Below are 18,975 nucleotides of genomic sequence, written 5' to 3' on the forward strand. Positions count from 1 at the left end.
CGGTCCCAGTCTTTCATCACCTCGGGCGACGTCACATCTTCGCCAGGATGTCCACGGTGAAGACCAGCGTGGCGCCCTTGGAGATACCGCTGCCCGGCTGCGGGTTGTCGCCGTAGCCCAGGTCCGGCGGGATGACGATCAGCACGCGGCTGCCGACCTTCTTGCCGGTCAGCCCCTGCGACCAGCCCTTGACGACCTGCTGCAGCGAGAACGACGCCAGCTGCTTGTTGGCGTACGTCGAGTCGAACTCCTTGCCGGTGTCCCACTGCACGCCCTTGTACTGCACGAGGACGGAGTTCTCCGCCGCGACCTCGTCGCCGTCGCCCTCGATGACGTAGCTCGCCACCAGCTTCTTGGGCGGGTCCGTCTTGGGAACCTCCAGGGAGGGCGCCTTGCCGTCGGTGTTGGTGCCGACCTTGGGCAGGTCCACGTTGTCCTGCGCGACCACGTCGCCCTTGGCGGAGCTCTTGGCGTTGAACGTGTCCAGGATGTCGACCACGAACACCAGCGTGTCCGTGCCCTTGATCCCGGCCCGCGGTTCGCCGTCCTTGCCGTAACCCCAGGTCGGAGGCACAGCCATCTCGACACGACTGCCGGCCTTCTTGCCGCTCAGGGCGTACCGCCAGCCGTCGATGATGCGGCCCTGGGAGAGCTGGATGAGCAGCGGCGTCTTGGGATCGTAGGAGTTGTCGAAGACCTTGCCCGTGCTCCAGATCTGGCCGAGGTAGTCGGCCTGGATGTAGTCGTTCTCGGCCACCACCTTGCCGCCGCCCGCGATGACCGTCTTCACCGCGAGGTCCTTCGACGGGTCACCGCTGCCCTTGGCGACCGTCGGCTTCTGCCCGAACTTCGTGCCCGCAGTGATCGCCGGCAGCGGCCCGTCCACGATCTTCGGCGACGGCGCCGCCGACGTCTCCGGGGTCGAGGGAGAGGCGCTCTCGTTCGCCTTGCTCGAGTCGTCCTTGTCGTCGCCGCAAGCGGCGAGAGTGACCATTCCTGCGGGTACGGCGATGAGAAGTGAGCGTCGGCGCACGGTGGGGGCCTCGTAATCGGTCGATCTTGTGGATGGCGTGCGCGCAACTCTACGGCGTGAGAAGGGCGCCGTACGGGAAACGTACGGCGCCCGTGTTGCGTTCCGGAAGATCAGCCGGAATCGCCTCGCTCACATTCCGGCGATCAGTTTCTCCACCCGGTCGTCCACCGAACGGAACGGGTCCTTGCACAACACCGTGCGCTGAGCCTGGTCGTTCAGCTTGAGGTGCACCCAGTCGACAGTGAAGTCCCGGCGCTGTTCCTGGGCCCTGCGGATGAAGTCGCCGCGCAGCCGGGCCCTAGTGGTCTGCGGCGGAACCGACTTGCCCTCGAAGATCTTCAAGTCGTTGCAGATACGCGCGGCTTGACCCTTCTTCTCCAGCAGGTAGTACAGGCCGCGACGGCGGTGGATGTCGTGGTAGGCGAGGTCTATCTGCGCGACCCGCGGATGCGACATGGTCATGTTGTGCTTGGCCCGGTACCGCTCGATGAGCTGGTACTTCATCACCCAGTCGATCTCGGTGCCGATCCGGTCCAGGTCCTCGGCCTCGATCGCGTCCAGCGTGCGACCCCACAGCTCCAGGACCTGCTCGACCGTGCCGGTACGGATGCCACGGCGCTCGCAGAAGTCCACGGCCTTCTCGTAGTACTCGCGCTGCACCTCCAGCGCCGAGGCCTCCCGGCCACTGGCCAGACGCACCTTGCGGCGACCCGTGATGTCGTGGCTGACCTCGCGGATCGCCCGGATCGGGTTCTCCAGGGTCAGGTCCCGCATCACCGTGCCCGCCTCGATCATGCGCAGCACCAGGTCGGTCGCGCCGACCTTGAGCAGCATGGTCGTCTCGGACATGTTCGAGTCGCCCACGATGACGTGCAGGCGCCGGTAGCGCTCCGCGTCCGCGTGCGGCTCGTCGCGCGTGTTGATGATCGGCCGGGAACGGGTCGTCGCCGAGGAGACGCCCTCCCAGATGTGCTCCGCGCGCTGGCTGACGCAGTACACGGCACCACGCGGGGTCTGCAGAACCTTGCCCGCGCCGCACAGCAGCTGACGCGTGACAAGGAACGGGATGAGAATGTCCGCGAGCCGGGAGAACTCCCCGTGGCGTGCGACGAGATAGTTCTCGTGGCAACCATAGGAGTTACCCGCCGAGTCGGTGTTGTTCTTGAAGAGGTAGACGTCGCCCGCGATTCCTTCCTCGTGCAGGCGTCGTTCGGCGTCCACCAGGAGTCCTTCGAGAATGCGCTCGCCCGCTTTGTCGTGGGTGACCAGTTCGGTCACGTTGTCACATTCCGGTGTCGCGTATTCCGGATGCGATCCCACGTCGAGATACAGGCGGGCGCCGTTTCGCAGAAAGACATTGCTGCTGCGGCCCCATGACACGACACGGCGGAAGAGGTACCGCGCCACCTCGTCAGGCGACAGGCGGCGCTGTCCCCTGAACGTGCACGTGACGCCGTACTCGTTCTCCAGCCCGAAAATGCGGCGGTCCATGACTGAACATTACGCCCGATCCCCTGAGCTGAAACGGGGTTCGACAGCACGGTTTGGATCATTTTCCGATGAAGCCGCAACCACCGCACCCCTGGCGGGAGCTGCGAGGACCCGCCCCGTGCCCAGCAGGACCAGCAACGACACCGCCCCCGCGGCACCCGGCACGGCGAACCCCCACAGGGCCCCGCCCGCCTCGACGACCGGCCCCGCCAGACCCGTTCCGACCGACGCCCCCACGGTGAACGTCGTCACAAGCCAGGAGAACGCCTCGGTGACCGTCCCACGCGGCGCGTGCCGGTCGACCAACACGAAAGCGCAGGCGATGCACGGCGCCAGAAACACACCCGCCAGCACGGCCAGCAGCGTCATGGCGACCACTCCCGGCATCAGCATCAGCGGCAGATAACACACCGCCAGAAGCGCCACCAGCACCCGCAGTCGCCGCGCCGGATCCCCACCCCACTGCCGCGCCCCGTACACCGTGCCACCCACCAGCGCACCCAGCCCCAGACCCGCCATCAGCCAGCCGTACACCGCGTCACCGCCATGGTCGTCCGCGTACGACACGGCCGCCACCGCGATCGACCCCATCGCCATCCCGACGAACAGGAAGGCGGCGAGCAACGCCACCAGCCCCGCCGAACGCAGCGCCCCCAGCCAATGCGCCTCACGCGGAGCCGAACGCCACGCGCGCGAGGGCGGCGACACCACCACCCACAGCGCCCCCAGCACCCCGACGACGTTCAGGACCAGCAGCGCCACCTGCGCCGACCACAACGACGTGCACAGCGTCAGCAACAACGGTCCGACGGTGAACATGACTTCCTGCGCCACCGCGTCCATGGCATACGCCGCGTGCACCTGGCCCTCCTTGTGCAGGACCGACGACCACAGCGCCCGCAGACCGCCCTCCAGCGGCGGCGCGAACAGCCCGGAGGCCGCAACGGCCGCATAGGCCAGCGGCAGCGGGCCGATGCCCACGAAGGCGAACACCGCCATCGCGAGGGCCGAGGCCACCGCGGCCGGCAGCTGCACCCGCGGCTGCCCGAACAGGTCCACCAGCCGCCCCAGCAACGGCTGCCCCACGGCGTTGGCGACCCCGTACACGGCCGCCAGACCCCCGGCCAGGCTGTACGAACCGCCCTCCGCGCGCACGAACAGCATGATGGCGAGCGCGGCGACAGCGTTCGGCAACCGGCCCACGAGCGTGCCCACGAGCAGCCGCGCCGCATGCCTCGCCCTGAGGATCTCCACGTATGCGCCGGTCATCAGCCGCGCCGCCCTCCACTCAGGTTTTACGTATAACGTCCTCCGTCATACGTACCATGTGCGCTGTTCACGAGTCCAGACGAAGGAGCAGACGGACGGTGGCACACGGCAGCACCCGCCCCACCAGCCGGGACGTAGCCCAAGCCGCAGGCGTCTCCCAGGCCGCGGTATCCCTCGTCCTCGGCGACAAATGGCGCGGCCGCGTCTCCGAGACCACAGCGGAACGCGTACGCCAGGCAGCCCGCGAACTCGGCTACCGGCCCAACCTCGCGGCCCGCAACCTCCGCCTCGGCCACACCCGCACCGTACTCCTGGTGGTCCCCGCCCTCACCACCGAATTCTTCGCAGGCGTCTACACCGGCGCCGCCCGCGTCGCCGCCCAACACGGCTTCGGCGTCGTCCTCTACCCCTCCCCCGAAGGCATCGGCCCCGCCCGCGACCCCTTCGCCTCCGCCCAAGCCGCCCTGGACGGCGTCATCGCCTCCTCCATGGCCGCCGACGCCCTCACCGCCATCCACGGCGACCAACTCCCCCTGGTCATGCTCGACAGCGACCCCGACGGCAGCCTCGGCGCCGCAACCGTGAACCTCGACATCGCCGACGGCGTCCGCCAGGTCGCCGCCCACCTACTGGGCCTCGGCCACCGCCGCATCCTGCACCTCGCCGCCGACGTGCCGTCCTGGACCTTCGACGTACGCGCACGCGAACTGGCCACACGCGTCGCCGAGGTACCCGGCACCTCACTGCTCACCGTCCGCGCCCCCATCTCCATCGACGACGCCCTCGCCGCCACCACCACCGCACTCGCCGCCCCGGGCCCCCGCCCCACCGCCATCGTCAGCGACGACGACAAACTCGCCGCCGGCGCCTACAAGGCCGCACGCCGCCTCGGCCTGCGCATCCCCGACGACATCTCCGTCACCGGCCTCGACGACCTCGCCCTCGCCACCGCCATCGACCCCGAACTCACCACCGTCCGACTCGACGCCGAGCTCTTCGGCGAACGCGGCATGCAAGCCCTCCTGGCCGTCCTGGAAGGCCGCGAACCCGAAGGCGGCGACATCCCGGTCGAACTCGTCGTACGAGGCTCCACAGCGCCGCCCAGCGCGCCCTGACCCCCACCCCGAACGCACCTGTGCCCCGGCCGAGCGAGCGGCCAGGGCACAGAAGGGGGCGAACGAGGTGAACCGCTCGGACTACTCCTCGGAACCGCCGGAATCCTCCGAACCGTCCTCACTGTCAGCGCTCTCGGCCTCCGTGGCCGCACCACCGGCCTCCAACAGCCGACCGAGCTGCCGACCGACAATCCGCTTGAACTTCCGCGACTGCGGACGCGTACGGTCCAGCACCGCGACCTCCAGACGCTCCGCGGGAATCTCCCGCTGCGTACCGTTCGACTCACGCGACAGAGCCTGCACGGCCAGCTTGAGCGCCTCAGCGAGGCTCATACCGTCCTGATGGCGCTGATCCAGATAGTTACTGATCAGCTCCGCGTTACCACCGACCGCGACCGAACCGTGCTCATCCACGATCGACCCGTCGTGCGGCAACCGATAGATCTGGTCACCCTCCGGCGTCTCACCCACCTCGGCAACGACCAACTCCACCTCATACGGCTTCTCAGCCGCCGAGGAGAAGATCGTGCCCAGCGTCTGGGCGTAGACGTTGGCCAGACCACGCGCGGTCACATCATCACGGTCATAGGTGTAACCACGAAGATCGGCATACCGCACACCGCCGATCCGCAGATTCTCGTACTCGTTGTACTTACCGGCCGCCGCGAAGCCGATCCGGTCATAGATCTCGCTGAACTTGTGCAGCGCGCGGGACGGGTTCTCACCGACGAAGACAATGCCGTCGGCATACTGCAGCACGACCAGGCTGCGACCACGGGCGATGCCCTTACGGGCGTACTCCGCCCGGTCGGCCATCGCCTGCTGGGGTGAGACATAGAACGGCGTCGACACCGGTTATCCGTCCCTTTCTGTCGAAGTCACAGGATCACCTTGATAAGACCGAGCCGCCGCCTACAGCAGCGCGGCCCGCGGGCCGTCGGGCTGCTCCAGACGCCGCTCCAGGATGGCGCGGGCGATCTCGGAGGACTCGTCATCGTCGAGCCGGCGGAAGCCGTCCTCGGTGATCACGGTGACGATCGGGTAGATCCGGCGGGCGACATCGGGACCACCGGTCGCCGAGTCGTCGTCAGCCGCGTCGTACAGAGCCTGCACCACCAGCGTCGTCGCCTCGGCCTCGCTCAGGTCGGCACGGAACAACTTCTTCATGGCGCCGCGCGCGAAGATCGAACCGGAGCCCGTGGCCGCAAACCCGGTCTCCTCGGAACGGCCGCCCGTCACGTCGTACGAGAAGATCCGCCCCCGCTCCCGATCCACGTCATACCCCGCGAAGAGCGGCACCACGGCCAGCCCCTGCATCGCCATCCCCAGGTTGGACCGGATCATGGTCGACAGCCGGTTCGCCTTGCCCTCCAACGACAGCTGCGCACCCTCGACCTTCTCGAAGTGCTCCAGCTCCAACTGGAAAAGCTTGACCATCTCGACGGCGAGACCGGCGGTACCGGCGATACCCACGGCCGAGTACTCGTCGGCCGGGAACACCTTCTCGATGTCGCGCTGGGCGATGACGTTGCCCATGGTGGCGCGCCGGTCACCGGCGAGGACGACACCACCGGGGAACGTCACGGCCACGATCGTGGTGCCGTGCGGCGCCTCGATCACACCCTGAGTGGGCGGCAGTTGGCGCTTGCCGGGCAGCAGCTCCGGCTGGTGCTCGGAGAGAAAGTCCATGAAGGAGGACGACCCAGGCGTCAGGAAGGCAGCTGGTAGACGCCCGGTGCTACGAGTGTTGGCTTCCACGCGATTCCTTCCACGTATGCAGCAGCCCGCCTTATCACGTCGGGCCGATCCTTGAACTGCCCCAGTGCAGCGTTGCAGCTGAAGCACAGTACGCCACGGACCCTACCCGTCTCGTGGCAGTGATCCACATGCTCGGGCAGAGCCGCCAAACATATGCAGCAGACGCCCCCTTGAGAGACCACCAACTCGTCGCGCTCGGCTTCGGTGATGCCGTACTGCCGCTTCAAGTGGTCCTGCCGCCCTTGCACTGCACGGCACGCCTTGCAGCGAGTCGCCAAGCCGTCAGACGCGGTGGCGTTGCGATGCCACTCGCTGTGCGGCTTCACTTCTCCGCATGTCCGGCAGAGCTTGTGCCCGGCCGGAACCTCCACCTTCTCCCGCACCGACTTCCCCATGGCCTCCCGGCGACGCCGGTAGTGCGCGGCGCTGTACTCCGCCACACACTCCCGGCATCGCACCTGGAGGCCATCACTCCGATTCCTGTCCCGCGCGAAGGCGGCGAAAGGCAGGTCCCGTTTGCAGCCCGTGCACTTCTTGGCGTTCGGCTCGTCAGCCACCCGAATCCCCCGCAACCTTCAGTTCGAAGGCAAAGTGACCGAATCGCCTTTACTCGCCACCCTTTTGCACGAAGCTTCGCACGAAATCCTCGGCATTTTCCTCGAGTACGTCATCGATTTCGTCGAGAACCGAGTCGACGTCGTCGCTCAGCTTCTCCTGCCGCTCCTTGAGGTCCTCAGAAGCCTGCGTCTCGGCCGCCTGCTCCTCGACCTCCTCAGTAGAGCGCGTGGCCTTCTGCTGTCCGCCGCCGGTGTCCTTGGTTGCCATATCCCTCACCCCGCTCATTTCGCCCGACATGGTCGACAGGTCGGCTTTCCTGCCGATCGGTGATGATCAGACCCTACAAGCCGGGTCTGACATCGGCCCCGCAGTTTCTCCAACGTACGGGGGCCACCTCGATGATTCCCGGCGGCCGGGTTTTCCACCCTGTTCGGCCGGTGCCGTCCGGGTGTCCGGTCAGCCGCCTGACAGGACCCTGACCAGGTCTTCCGCCGTGCGGCAGCGGTCCAGGAGCTCCTTGACGTGATTTCGCGTTCCGCGAAGCGGTTCGAGGGTTGGAACGCGCTGGAGGGAGTCCCGGCCGGGCAGGTCGAAGATCACGGAGTCCCAGGAGGCCGCGGCGACGTCGTCTGCGTACTGCTCCAGGCAGCGTCCGCGGAAGTACGCGCGTGTGTCCTCCGGTGGCTTCGCCTTGGCCCGTTCGACGGTTTCCTCGTCCATGAGGCGCTTCATGCGGCCGCGGGCCGCGAGACGGTTGTAGAGGCCCTTCTCGGGGCGTACGTCGGCGTACTGGAGGTCGACGAGGTGGAGCCTGGCGGCGTCCCAGTCGAGGTTGTCGCGGCGGCGGTAGCCCTCCATGAGCTCTCGTTTGGCGACCCAGTCCAGTTCGCCGGCGAGGCTCATGGGGTCGCGTTCGAGGCGGTTGAGGGTGTCCTCCCAGCGGGTGAGGACGTCCTTGGTCTGTTCGTCCGCGTCCGCGCCGAAGCGCTCCTCCACGTATTTGCGCGAGAGCTCGTAGTACTCCATCTGGAGCTGGACGGCGGTGAGTGTGCGGCCGCTGCGCAGGGTGACGAGGCGCTTGAGGGACGGGTCGTGCGAGACCTGATGGAGGGTGCGTACGGGCTGGTCGACGGCCAGGTCGACGGCGATGAAGCCGTCCTCGATCATGGAGAGGACCAGGGCTGTCGTGCCCAGTTTCAGGTAGGTCGAGATCTCGGAGAGGTTCGCGTCGCCGATGATCACGTGGAGGCGGCGGTATTTCTCGGCGTCGGCGTGGGGCTCGTCGCGGGTGTTGATGATGGGGCGCTTGAGGGTGGTCTCGAGTCCGACCTCGACCTCGAAGTAGTCCGCGCGCTGGCTGAGCTGGAAGCCGTGTTCGTGGCCGTCCTGGCCGATGCCGACGCGGCCGGCTCCGGCGAAGACCTGGCGGGAGACGAAGAAGGGGGTGAGGTGGCGCACGATGTCCGAGAAGGGGGTTTCCCGCTTCATCAGGTAGTTCTCGTGGGTGCCGTAGGAGGCGCCTTTGTTGTCGGTGTTGTTCTTGTAGAGGTGGATGGGCTGGGCGCCGGGCAGCTGTGCCGCGCGTTCCGCTGCTTCGGCCATGATGCGTTCGCCGGCCTTGTCCCAGAGGACGGCGTCGCGGGGGTTGGTGACCTCGGGCGCGCTGTATTCGGGGTGCGCGTGGTCGACGTAGAGTCGCGCTCCGTTGGTGAGGATGACGTTGGCGAGGCCGATGTCCTCGTCGGTGAGCTGGCTGGAGTCGGCGGCCTCGCGGGCGAGGTCGAAGCCTCGCGCGTCGCGCAGCGGGTTCTCCTCCTCGAAGTCCCAGCGGGCCCGGCGGGCCCGGTGCATCGCCGCCGCGTAGGCGTTGACGATCTGGGATGAGGTGAGCATGGCATTGGCGTTGGGGTGGCCGGGGACGGAGATCCCGTACTCCGTCTCGATGCCCATTACTCGCCGTACGGTCATGCGGCCCTCCTTGCCCGGCGGCACCCTCGGTCGTGGGCGCCGCGCAGATACCGCTGGCGCTCGGTTGCGTGTGCGGTGCCCGTCCCCGCACTGCGCGACTCTGCGGTACGGAAGAGCCTAGAACGCCTTTGCGCTGGTGGGGAGATCATTTGCGTCATTGCCTTGCACGCCTTGTGTTCCGGTGGTGGCCGGAAAAACAGTGGGCTGCGGGTACCCGGTGAGGGCACCCGCAGCCGCCCTGTGTTTTACAGGTACTGACCGGTGTTGGCCACCGTGTCGATGGAGCGTCCGGTGTCCGCGCCCTGCTTTCCGGTGATGAGGGTGCGGATGTAGACGATCCGTTCGCCCTTCTTTCCGGAGATCCGGGCCCAGTCGTCGGGGTTGGTGGTGTTGGGCAGGTCCTCGTTCTCCTTGAACTCGTCCACGCATGCCTGGAGGAGGTGGGAGACGCGCAGGCCCTTCTGGTTGTGTTCGAGGAAGTCCTTGATCGCCATTTTCTTGGCGCGGCCCACGATGTTTTCGATCATGGCGCCGGAGTTGAAGTCCTTGAAGTAGAGGACTTCCTTGTCGCCGTTGGCGTAGGTGACTTCCAGGAAGCGGTTTTCCTCGGATTCGGCGTACATCTGCTCGACCGCGGTCTGGATCATGCTCTGGACCGTGCTCGTCCTGCTGCCGCTGTGTTCGCCGAGGTCTTCGGAGTGGAGCGGGAGGCGTTCGGTGAGGTACTTGCCGAAGATGTCCTTGGCGGCTTCGGCGTCCGGGCGCTCGATCTTGATTTTCACATCGAGTCGACCGGGGCGCAGGATGGCGGGGTCGATCATGTCCTCGCGGTTGGAGGCGCCGATGACGACCACGTTCTGCAGGCCTTCCACGCCGTCGATCTCGGCGAGGAGCTGGGGGACGATGGTGTTTTCCACGTCCGAGCTGACGCCGGATCCGCGGGTGCGGAAGAGGGATTCCATTTCGTCGAAGAAGACGATGACGGGTGTGCCCTCGCTGGCCTTTTCTCGTGCGCGCTGGAAGACGAGGCGGATCTGCCGCTCGGTCTCACCGACGTACTTGTTGAGGAGTTCGGGGCCCTTGATATTGAGGAAGAAGCTCTTGCCCTGGGCTTGGCCGGTGACTTCGGCGACCTTTTTGGCCAGCGAGTTGGCGACGGCCTTGGCGATGAGTGTCTTGCCGCATCCGGGGGGTCCGTAGAGGAGGACGCCCTTGGGGGGGCGCAGTTCGTGTTCCTTGAACAGGTCGGGGTAGAGGTAGGGGAGCTCGACCGCGTCGCGGATCATCTCGATCTGGTTGCCCAGGCCGCCGATCTGCTCGTAGCCGATGTCCGGGACCTCTTCGAGGACGAGTTCTTCGACCTCGCTCTTCGGTACGACTTCATAGACGTAGCCGGAGCGGGGTTCTAGCAGGAGGGCGTCGCCGGGACGGATGGTGACGTCCAGCAGTGGCTCGGCGAGCCGTACCACCCGTTCCTCGTCGGTGTGCCCGACCACGAGGGCGCGCTCGCCGTCCTCGAGGATCTCTTTGAGGGTGACGATGTCTCCGACGCTCTCGTACTCCATGGCCTCGACCACGTTGAGGGCTTCGTTGAGCATCAGTTCCTGGCCGCGCCGGAGGTCTTCGAGTTCGACGCTGGGGCTGACGTTCACGCGGAGTTTGCGGCCTCCGGTGAAGATGTCGGCGGTGCCGTCCTCGTTGGCTTGCAGGAAGACACCGAAGCCGGCCGGTGGCTGTGCGAGCCGGTCGACTTCTTCCTTGAGGGCCACGATCTGGTCTCGGGCCTCACGGAGCGTGTTCGCGAGTCGCTCGTTCTGGGCGGATACGCCGGCCAGGTTCGTCTGCAGCTCGACGATCCGCTCTTCGAGAATCCTCGTGTGTCGCGGAGAGTCGGCGAGCTTGCGTCGCAGGACGGCGATCTCCTGCTCAAGGTAGGCGATCTGCCCGGCCGGGTCGTCGGACCCTCGTCCCGGGCGGATGCCGCGGTTCATGTCGTCGTCGTGGGCTGCCACGGTCCTCACCTCCTCCAAGGGGAGCTGGACGCTTCCAGACCCTACCTGGGTGGGTGTCGATTGAAACCCCTAGATCACAAAGACGGTCGGGGTGTGTCCGATCTTCACCCTTGCGCTCTCCCTCACGCCAGGGGAATACCCACCGCACATGATTGGAACCCAGGCCCAGGTAGGGTCAAAGCGTTCAACACCCGTCAGAGCTGGCCGGATTCCCGTACGGCTCGGGGCAGGAAAGACGGCAGGAGAGATGAGCGTGGAGCAGGCGGCCGGGGTCGAGGGCGAGGCGCTGGAGGTCTGGATCGACCAGGATCTCTGTACTGGTGACGGCATCTGCGCCCAGTACGCGCCCGAGGTGTTCGAGCTGGACATCGACGGTCTGGCCTATGTGAAGAGCGGCGAGGACGAGCTTCTGCAGGCCAAGGGGGCCACAACGCCCGTACCGCTGCCGCTTCTCACGGATGTGGTGGACTCGGCGAAGGAGTGTCCGGGCGAGTGCATCCATGTGCGTCGGGTTTCGGACAGGGTCGAGGTGTTCGGTCCGGACGCCGAGTGACCTTGCGGATACGGGCGGTTACGACTGTCTGATTTCTCACACGTGCCGGTGGCATAGGTCAGACGCTGTGGGCACCGGCGGGTGTCGAGCGGACGAACGCGCCGTTCTTCCACTGCCACTTCGCGCTGTTCTTCACGTCCGGGCAGCAGCGCGGTACGTCGTCCGTCGAGTAGCCGAGGAGTTCGCCGACGACGGCTCCGTCACGGACTGCGATGTCACTGACGGTGATGCTGTCCTTGGGGTTGACGAGGGTCGCGACGATGCGGGGTGCGGCCGTCTCGGCGGACCGGGTGAGGACGTACACGCCGTCGGGCGGTGTGCCCATGGGGGAGTCGCAGTGCACGACGGCCACGGTCTCGGGGTTGCCGTCGCCGTCCAGGTCTCCTGTCGCCTTTTTCACCACGACCGCTTTCACCGGCCCGCATTGGAGCGGGTAGTCGACGCCGGTGGGGTCAAGGGGTGTGGTGGCGGCGGGAACTTTCCTCGCCTCCGGGCCGGCTGTCTGGGCCGCTGTCGCCGAGTTGGGCTGGAGGACCGAGGAGAGGGCCACGACTCCGGCCACCGCTGTGGCGGTGGCTAGCCAGTGGATCGGGCGGGTGTGGGTGTGTGCCAGTTCCGGGACGGCGGATTGCTGCACTAGGAGCGTCTCCTGTGAGGGCTGTGCCGGTGGGGTGCCCAGCATCGTGCCACACGTCACAGTGCTGTGGAACGGCGGGGGGTGTGGAGTTCCCGTGCCGGATGACGGGCGCTCGGGAGTGCGGCGGGATGTCGTATGACTGTCGGAGTTGTCGTTTGACTGTCCGAGTGGTCGTTCCGTGGTCGCGCGTCAACGGAAAGGCGCTGTGGTCGAGTTCCGGAGGTGTTCCGGGAACTCGACCACAGCGCTTGTACGTTGGTTGCGGCACGGGGCCGCCTCAGCGGCCGGAGCCTCCGTCGGCGTTCGGGCCTTCGTAGTCCTCGCCGTAGGCGCCCTTGGCGGGGCGGCGGCGGCGCATGGGCGGCTCGACTCCGTCGGCGAGGCGGCGGGCGGTGAGCAGGAAGCCGGTGTGGCCGATCATCCGGTGGTCGGGGCGGACGGCGAGGCCCTCGATGTGCCAGTTGCGGATCATCGTCTCCCAGGCGGTCGGCTCGTTGAAGCAGCCGATCTCGCGGATGGACTCGACGGTCCGGGCGAGCTGGGTGGTGGTCGCGACGTAGCAGCAGACGATACCGCCGGGGACGAGCGCCTTGGAGACGGCCTCCAGGCACTCCCAGGGGGCGAGCATGTCGAGGATGACGCGGTCGACGTCGGTGTCGCTCAGGTTGTCCTGGAGGTCGCCGACGGTGAGCTGCCAGGCGGGGTGCGGGCCGCCGAAGTAGCGCTCCACGTTCTGCCGGGCGATGTCGGCGAAGTCCTCGCGGCGCTCGTAGGAGTGCAGCATGCCCTGGTCGCCGATGGCGCGCAGCAGGAAGCTGCTGAGCGAGCCGGAGCCGACGCCTGCCTCGACGACGCGTGCGCCGGGGAAGATGTCGGCGAAGGCGAGGATCTGCCCCGCGTCCTTGGGGTAGACCACGGCGGCACCGCGGGGCATGGACAGGACGTAGTCGGGGAGCAGGGGGCGCAGCGCGAGGTAGGCGACGTTCCCGGTGGTGCGGACAACGCTGCCCTCGGGTGCGCCGATCAGTTCGTCGTGCGGGAAGGAACCCTTGTGGGTGTGGAAGTTCTTCCCGGCTTCGAGCGTGAACGTGTAGTGGCGGCCCTTGGGGTCGGTCAGCTGAACCTGGTCCCCGACCTTGAAGGGCCCGCGCCTGCGGGCGGCACCGGTCGGTTCGGACATGTGAACAGCCTACCGGCGTTTCGGGGGGCCGCCGACCACGCGTGCGTGGCTGGGGTTGTTCAGCTGGGGCGGGCCATGGCCTTCACGAAGGCGCGCTCCACGTCGGCCGCGGACAGGACGCCGTAGATCTCGCCGGTCTCCTCGACGACGAGGTATTCGGTGGCCGGGGTCGCGCGGAGGGCGTCGAGGAGTTCTTCTCCCGCGAGCTCGGCCGAGACGCGCATGCCGTCGGTCAGTTCCTGGGCGAGGCCGCTGACGGCGACCCAGGGGCGGCGGTGTTCCGGTACGCCGACGATGGCGGCCTCGCGGACGAGGGAGAGGGGGTTGCCGTCGGCGTCGACGACGACCAGGGCGCGGGCGCCTGCGGCGTTGGCGCGGCGCAGGGCCTCGGAGAGGGGGGTGTCGGTCTCGACGGGTACGGCGCGGCGGGTGAGGGCGCGGGCGCGCAGTTCGGGGAGGTGTTGGCGTAGGCGGGCCATGCGCAGGCTGTTGCCGGCGCCGGTCCAGATGATCGCGGCGAGGATGGCGGCGAGCAGGGCGTCCATGACGGTGTCCATGCCGACGTTGTCGACGGCGTCGGAGCCGAGGGCGCCGGACTGGGTGAGCCACGGGAGTCCGATGAGGACGGAGACGGCGAGGGCGCGGCCGACCCAGGCGGCGGCGATGGTGCCGGTCATCGGCTTGCCGGTGATCTTCCAGATGATCGCGCGGAGCATGCGGCCGCCGTCGAGGGGCAGGCCGGGGAGCAGGTTGAAGGCGGCCACGATGAGGTTGGAGACCATCAGGCCGGCCAGCAGGACGCCGGGGACGGTGCCGGGTTCGACCGGCTGCATGGCGGCGTAGAAGACGCCGGCGAGTACGAGGGAGAGCAGCGGGCCGACGAAGGCGAGGACGAACTCGCGTCCCGGTGTCTCGGCCTCCTTCTCGATCTCGGAGACGCCGCCGAAGAACTGGAGCTGGATGCGGCGGACGGGCAGTTTGAAGCGGAGGGCCGCGACGGTGTGGGCGAGCTCGTGGACGAGGACGGAGGCGTAGAAGGCGACCGCGAAGAAGAGGGAGACGAGGTAGCGGGCGGCCCCCAGCTCGGGGAGTACGCGGTCGAGCTGTCCGCCGAACACCCAGGTGATGAGGGCGGCGACGAGGAACCAGCTGGGGGCGACGTAGACGGGCACTCCGAAGGGGCGCCCCATGAGCAGCCCGCCGCGCGGCTCCGGCGCCCGGGGCGGTTGTCCCTTGGCTCCGCTGTCGGCGAAGGTGCGGTGGTCCGGGGCGGTGTGGGTGGGCGGGTGGTGGTCGGTCGCGGTGTCCTGCGAGGCGCTCTTCGTCGTCGGTACGGCGTGGTCGGAGTCGGGGGTGGGCGAGGTGCCCGGCGTCGTGCGGACGTCGGAGTGGGGGGCGGTGTCGGCCGGCGTACGGGCGTCGGTGTCATGCCGGGCGGCGTTCTCCTGCCCGGTTTTGTTGCCGTCGGCGTCACGGTCCCGTGAGTCCGCGGCCCCGGGCTCCGGGCCGTCGGCATCGGATTGCCGGGGCTGCTGCCCCTTGGCTTCCTCGCCCTTCGCTGCCTTCGCCTTCGGCGCGTGCGCCTCTCCCCCGTGTCCGTCCGGCGCGTCCCCGGTGGTGTCCTTCTGGGAGAGGTCCAACCTCCGCACCACCATGGTCGGTTCGTCGGTCGGCGGTGTCGAGGGCTTGTCGGTGCCTGTGGCGCGTCGAGGGGTGCCGGGGCGTGTGGGGCCCGCGGCCGGGGTCGCAGGTGGTGCGTGGCGCTCGGCCGATTCCTCGTCGCCGGACCGCGGCTGCCCGCTGCCGCTCTCGTCCACGGTGTCCCCTCGTTCGAAGCGTCATCCGCGCCTGGCGGGCGGAAGGGTCTCGGGTCGATGGTATGCGGCCGTGGTGGCGCGTTTCTCCCCGGCACCCCCTCTGTTTTCCCCTCCGTCGCAGCGGTGAACGGCGGCGGCTGGGTCACTGTCAGTGGCGGGCCGTAAGGTCTGTGGGCATGGAGACGAGCACGGAGGGTGCCGCGGGGGACCGCGGCGGTGACGTCGCGCCGGTGAGCGGGCCGGTGGCGGACGGGTACCCGGCGGGGGCGGACAGTACGGTGACGACGGTCGAGGCGGGTGCGGGCGCGGTCACGGCGGCCGACGGCGCCGCCAGGGCGGCCATACCGCCGGCTTCGCTGTCGCCCTCCCGTGCCAGTGATTTCATGCAGTGCCCGCTGCTCTACCGGTTCCGGGTGATCGACCGGCTGCCCGAGAAGCCGAGTGCGGCGGCGACCAAGGGCACGCTGGTGCACGCGGTGCTGGAGCGGCTCTTCGACGCGCCGGCGGCCGAGCGGACGGCTCCGCGTGCGAAGTCCCTCGTGCCCGGCCAGTGGGAGCGGCTGCGGGAGAGCAGGCCGGAGGTCGTGGAGCTGTTCGCGGACGATCCCGAGGGCGTGCGGCTGGCGACGTGGCTCAAGGAGGCGGAGCAGCTCGTCGAGCGGTGGTTCGGTCTCGAGGATCCGACCCGGCTGGAGCCCGCCGAGCGTGAGCTGTTCGTGGAGGCCGAGCTGGACTCGGGGCTGCGGCTGCGCGGCATCATCGACCGTGTCGATGTGGCGCCGACCGGCGAGGTGCGGATCGTCGACTACAAGACGGGCAAGGCGCCCCGGCCCGAGTACGCCGAGGGTGCGCTGTTCCAGATGAAGTTCTACGCGCTCGTGGTGTGGCGGCTGAAGAACGTCGTCCCGCGTCGGCTCCAGCTCGTCTACCTCGGCAGCGGTGACGTGCTGACGTACGACCCCGTCCTCGCGGATCTGGAGCGGGTCGAGCGCAAGCTGCACGCGTTGTGGGAGGCGATCCGGCTGGCGACTCGGACGGGCGAGTGGCGTCCCCGGCCGACCAAGCTGTGCGGCTGGTGCGACCACCAGGCCCACTGCCCGGAATTCGGCGGCACTCCCCCGCCCTATCCGTTGCCGGTGAGGGTGGCCGAGTCGGGTGGCGGCCCGCAGGGCAGAATGGGGCCGGACTAGCGAAGGAGACTTACGTGGCCATCCGCGTCCTACTGGTCGACGACCAGCCGCTGCTGCGCACCGGCTTCCGGATGATCCTGGAGGCCGAGCAGGACATTGCGGTCGTGGGCGAAGCCGGTGACGGCCTCCAGGCCCTCGACCAGGTGCGGGCCCTGCAGCCCGACGTGGTCCTGATGGACATCCGCATGCCCCGGATGGACGGGGTCGAGGCGACGCGGCAGATCACCGGGCCCGGGCGGGACGGCCCGGCGAAGGTGCTGGTGCTGACGACTTTCGATCTCGACGAGTACGTGGTCGAAGCGCTGAAGGCGGGCGCCAGTGGCTTCCTGCTGAAGGACGCCCCGGCCAACGAGCTGGTGCAGGCGATCCGTGTGGTGGCCGCCGGTGAGGCGATGCTCGCGCCGAGCATCACGCGCCGGCTGCTCGACAAGTACGCCACGCATCTGCCGTCGGGCGACGAGCCGGTGCCGGACACCCTGCACACGCTCACCGAGCGTGAGGTGGAGGTGCTGAAGCTGGTGGCGCGGGGCCTGTCCAACGCGGAGATCGCCGCGGATCTGTTCGTCAGCGAGACCACCGTGAAGACGCACGTCGGGCATGTGCTCACCAAGCTGGGGCTGCGGGACCGGGTGCAGGCCGCGGTGTACGCGTACGAGAGCGGACTGGTGCGCCCCGGCGCGCAGTAGGCAGCGGCCCGCGTCACGGCCGGCAGCCCGCGTCACGACGCGAAGGGCGCCCCTTCCCGAGAAGGGGCGCCCTTGTGCATGTGCGGCGAGTAGGGCCGTCCGTCAGTCCTTGCTGAGTTCCCAGAAGCGGAACACGGTGGAGGCGTCGAGGCAGTACTCCAGGCCGTAGACGTTCTCGTGCGTGACGGCGTACTGCTTGGCCTGCCAGACCGGGAGGACGGGGAGTTCCTTGGCCACGATGTCCTGGAGCTGGCCGAACTCGTCGTCCGTGGCGGAGCGGTCGCTCTCGGCGGCGGTGCGCGGGATGAGCGTGCCGGTGATCGACTTGTTGCTGTAGTTGTTGCTCAGCACGTTGCCCTTGCCGAAGAAGGGGGACGTGAAGTTGTCGGCGTCCGGGTAGTCCGGGATCCAGCCCTTGACGTACACGCCGTACTTGCCGTCGGCGATGTCCTTCTCGTACTGGTCGAACGCGACGGACTGCACGTCGGCGTCGAACAGGCCGCTGTCGTTGAGCTGCTGGGCGATCGCCCTCAACTCGTCGTCGGTGGCGGGGCCGTAGCGCGACGGGGTGGACCACAGGGTCAGCTTCACCTTGCCGCTGATGCCCTCGTCCTGCAGCGCGGCGGCGGCCTTGGCCTTGGAGGGGCGGGCGCCGTAGGTGTCGAAGTAGGCCGTGTTGTGGCCGCCGATACCGGCCGGGATGATCGAGTACAGCGGGGTCGCCGTGCCCTGGTAGACGTCCTTGATGAGGGCGTCGCGGTCGATGAGGTAGGCCATGGCCTTGCGGACGCCGAGCTTGCCGGCGACCGGGTCGTCCATGTTGAAGACCAGGTGCTGGACCTCGGCGCTGCTGCCCTCGAGGACCTCGACACCGGAGTCGTCGCCCGACTTCTCGATGCCGGCGATGTCACCGGCGGTGAGGCCTCGGTAGGCGATGTCGACCTGGTTCTCGAGCAGCGCCTTCTTCAGGGCGTCCTGGTCGCCGTGGAAGAACTTCAGGGTCACGCCGTCGTTCTGCACCTCGGCGGTGCCCTTGTAGTTCTCGTTGACGGAGAAGACGGCCTCGTCGTCGTCGAACTTGTCCAGCTTGTACGGGCCGGAGCCGACGGCCGCGCCGTCCTTGCGCAGGCCCTTTGCGTCGTACTCGTCCTCGTCGACGATGGAGCCGGCGCCGGAGGCTATCTTGCTCGGGAAGGTGGCGTCGGGGGTGTTGAGCCGGAAGACGACCGTCTTGTCGTCCGGCGTCTCCACCTTGTCGAGCGTGGGGAACATGACCGCGGGGCCGTCGGGATCGTTGATCTTCAGCATGCGGTCGAAGGAGAACTTGACGTCCGCCGAGGTCAGTTCGTCACCGTTGCTGAACGTCAGGCCGTCCTTGAGGGTGCACTTGTAGACCGTGGCCCTGGTGTCGGAGAAGGTGCACTGCTCGGCGGCCTCGGGCTGCGGTTCGGTGGCGCCCTTGGGGAAGCTGAGCAGCGACTGGAAGACGTTGTTGAACAACAGCCAGGAGCCGGGGTCGTAGCCGGAGGCGGGGTCGGTGGCCAGGACGTCGTCCGACATCCCCATGACCACTGAAGTGCCGGTCCCCCCGGTGTCGCCCGTCTCGGTTCCGCAGCCGGTCAGCAGGCCGGAGGCCAGCCCTGCCACGACGGGCAGGACTGGCCACTGGTTGCGCATGTTCACGTACGAGTGCCTTGTCGTCGGTTGT

General features: G+C 68.1%; 17 protein-coding genes. 4 read left to right on the forward strand and 13 right to left on the reverse strand.

All coding sequences use genetic code 11. From position 1 onward, the window contains the following. Positions 1–31 precede the first annotated feature (31 nt). From ABD932_RS01445 to ABD932_RS01455, 3 genes are all read right to left on the reverse strand, one after another. The gene (locus tag ABD932_RS01445; RefSeq protein ID WP_345008208.1) at positions 32–1,033 is read right to left on the reverse strand and encodes an FKBP-type peptidyl-prolyl cis-trans isomerase; all 1,002 of its coding nucleotides are present in this window, start codon (positions 1,031–1,033) and stop codon (positions 32–34) included. Between the two features lie 129 nt (positions 1,034–1,162). Beyond that, on the reverse strand, positions 1,163–2,524 hold the full coding sequence (gene pafA / locus ABD932_RS01450; RefSeq protein WP_067429457.1) for a Pup--protein ligase: 1,362 nt from the start codon (positions 2,522–2,524) through the stop codon (positions 1,163–1,165). A 9-nt stretch (positions 2,525–2,533) separates the two neighbouring features. After that, positions 2,534–3,793: an MFS transporter gene (locus ABD932_RS01455; RefSeq protein ID WP_345008209.1), complete on the reverse strand. Its 1,260-nt coding sequence runs from the start codon at positions 3,791–3,793 to the stop codon at positions 2,534–2,536. Positions 3,794–3,891: 98 nt separating this feature from the next. Between ABD932_RS01455 and ABD932_RS01460 the strand changes: the two genes are divergently transcribed. Beyond that, positions 3,892–4,908, forward strand: a complete 1,017-nt coding sequence (locus ABD932_RS01460; RefSeq protein WP_345008210.1) for a LacI family DNA-binding transcriptional regulator — start codon at positions 3,892–3,894, stop codon at positions 4,906–4,908. 81 nt (positions 4,909–4,989) lie between these two features. Here ABD932_RS01460 and prcA read toward each other — a convergent pair whose 3' ends face one another. The 6 genes from prcA to arc form a co-directional block, all read right to left on the reverse strand. Continuing rightward, a complete protein-coding gene (gene prcA / locus ABD932_RS01465) occupies positions 4,990–5,760 on the reverse strand; it encodes a proteasome subunit alpha (protein ID WP_345008211.1) in 771 nt (256 codons plus the stop codon). Between the two features lie 60 nt (positions 5,761–5,820). Beyond that, the gene (gene prcB, locus ABD932_RS01470) at positions 5,821–6,666 is read right to left on the reverse strand and encodes a proteasome subunit beta (protein WP_345008212.1); all 846 of its coding nucleotides are present in this window, start codon (positions 6,664–6,666) and stop codon (positions 5,821–5,823) included. After that, positions 6,618–7,223 (reverse strand): endonuclease VII domain-containing protein, encoded by a 606-nt coding sequence (locus tag ABD932_RS01475; RefSeq protein ID WP_345008213.1) that lies wholly within the window; start codon positions 7,221–7,223, stop codon positions 6,618–6,620. Before ABD932_RS01475 ends, prcB begins: the two co-directional genes overlap by 49 nt. A gap of 49 nt (positions 7,224–7,272) precedes the next feature. Continuing rightward, positions 7,273–7,491, reverse strand: coding sequence for a ubiquitin-like protein Pup (locus ABD932_RS01480; RefSeq protein WP_030955201.1), 219 nt, complete (start codon positions 7,489–7,491; stop codon positions 7,273–7,275). Between the two features lie 189 nt (positions 7,492–7,680). Beyond that, a complete protein-coding gene (gene dop / locus ABD932_RS01485; RefSeq protein WP_345008214.1) occupies positions 7,681–9,192 on the reverse strand; it encodes a depupylase/deamidase Dop in 1,512 nt (503 codons plus the stop codon). A gap of 245 nt (positions 9,193–9,437) precedes the next feature. Beyond that, positions 9,438–11,204 carry a proteasome ATPase gene (gene arc, locus ABD932_RS01490; RefSeq protein ID WP_345008215.1) on the reverse strand — a complete coding sequence of 589 codons (1,767 nt, stop codon included), beginning with the start codon at positions 11,202–11,204 and terminating at the stop codon, positions 9,438–9,440. 247 nt (positions 11,205–11,451) lie between these two features. On the opposite strand from arc, the gene ABD932_RS01495 reads away from it, so the two are divergent. After that, a complete protein-coding gene (locus tag ABD932_RS01495) occupies positions 11,452–11,757 on the forward strand; it encodes a ferredoxin (protein ID WP_345008216.1) in 306 nt (101 codons plus the stop codon). A 58-nt stretch (positions 11,758–11,815) separates the two neighbouring features. Here the strand turns inward: ABD932_RS01495 and ABD932_RS01500 are convergent, their stop codons facing one another. The 3 genes from ABD932_RS01500 to ABD932_RS01510 form a co-directional block, all read right to left on the reverse strand. Continuing rightward, positions 11,816–12,394, reverse strand: a complete 579-nt coding sequence (locus ABD932_RS01500) for a hypothetical protein (RefSeq protein ID WP_345008217.1) — start codon at positions 12,392–12,394, stop codon at positions 11,816–11,818. A 277-nt stretch (positions 12,395–12,671) separates the two neighbouring features. After that, a complete protein-coding gene (locus tag ABD932_RS01505) occupies positions 12,672–13,574 on the reverse strand; it encodes a tRNA (adenine-N1)-methyltransferase (protein WP_093909072.1) in 903 nt (300 codons plus the stop codon). Positions 13,575–13,633: 59 nt separating this feature from the next. After that, positions 13,634–15,391 (reverse strand): site-2 protease family protein, encoded by a 1,758-nt coding sequence (locus tag ABD932_RS01510; protein WP_345008218.1) that lies wholly within the window; start codon positions 15,389–15,391, stop codon positions 13,634–13,636. Positions 15,392–15,567: 176 nt separating this feature from the next. Here ABD932_RS01510 and ABD932_RS01515 point away from each other — a divergent pair, with 176 nt between their 5' ends. Further along, positions 15,568–16,581, forward strand: a complete 1,014-nt coding sequence (locus ABD932_RS01515; protein WP_345008219.1) for a RecB family exonuclease — start codon at positions 15,568–15,570, stop codon at positions 16,579–16,581. 14 nt (positions 16,582–16,595) lie between these two features. Further along, complete coding sequence (locus ABD932_RS01520; protein WP_030946450.1) at positions 16,596–17,267, forward strand: response regulator; 672 nt, start codon at positions 16,596–16,598, stop codon at positions 17,265–17,267. Between the two features lie 102 nt (positions 17,268–17,369). On the opposite strand, the gene ABD932_RS01525 is transcribed toward ABD932_RS01520, so the two are convergent. Then, on the reverse strand, positions 17,370–18,950 hold the full coding sequence (locus ABD932_RS01525; protein WP_345008220.1) for an ABC transporter substrate-binding protein: 1,581 nt from the start codon (positions 18,948–18,950) through the stop codon (positions 17,370–17,372). Between the last annotated feature and the right edge of the window lie 25 nt (positions 18,951–18,975).

The organism is Streptomyces shaanxiensis (assembly GCF_039537145.1).
GTDB classification, from domain to species: Bacteria; Actinomycetota; Actinomycetes; order Streptomycetales; family Streptomycetaceae; genus Streptomyces; species Streptomyces shaanxiensis.

Excerpts from the sequence above, each read along its gene's own strand:
- pafA (WP_067429457.1), bottom strand. The coding sequence starts at position 2,524 with ATGGACCGCCGCATTTTCGGGCTGGAGAACGAGTACGGCGTCACGTGC.
- ABD932_RS01455 (WP_345008209.1), bottom strand. The coding sequence starts at position 3,793 with ATGACCGGCGCATACGTGGAGATCCTCAGGGCGAGGCATGCGGCGCGG.
- ABD932_RS01480 (WP_030955201.1), bottom strand. The coding sequence starts at position 7,491 with ATGGCAACCAAGGACACCGGCGGCGGACAGCAGAAGGCCACGCGCTCT.
- dop (WP_345008214.1), bottom strand. The coding sequence starts at position 9,192 with ATGACCGTACGGCGAGTAATGGGCATCGAGACGGAGTACGGGATCTCC.
- ABD932_RS01495 (WP_345008216.1), top strand. The coding sequence starts at position 11,452 with ATGAGCGTGGAGCAGGCGGCCGGGGTCGAGGGCGAGGCGCTGGAGGTC.
- ABD932_RS01505 (WP_093909072.1), bottom strand. The coding sequence starts at position 13,574 with ATGTCCGAACCGACCGGTGCCGCCCGCAGGCGCGGGCCCTTCAAGGTC.
- ABD932_RS01515 (WP_345008219.1), top strand. The coding sequence starts at position 15,568 with ATGGAGACGAGCACGGAGGGTGCCGCGGGGGACCGCGGCGGTGACGTC.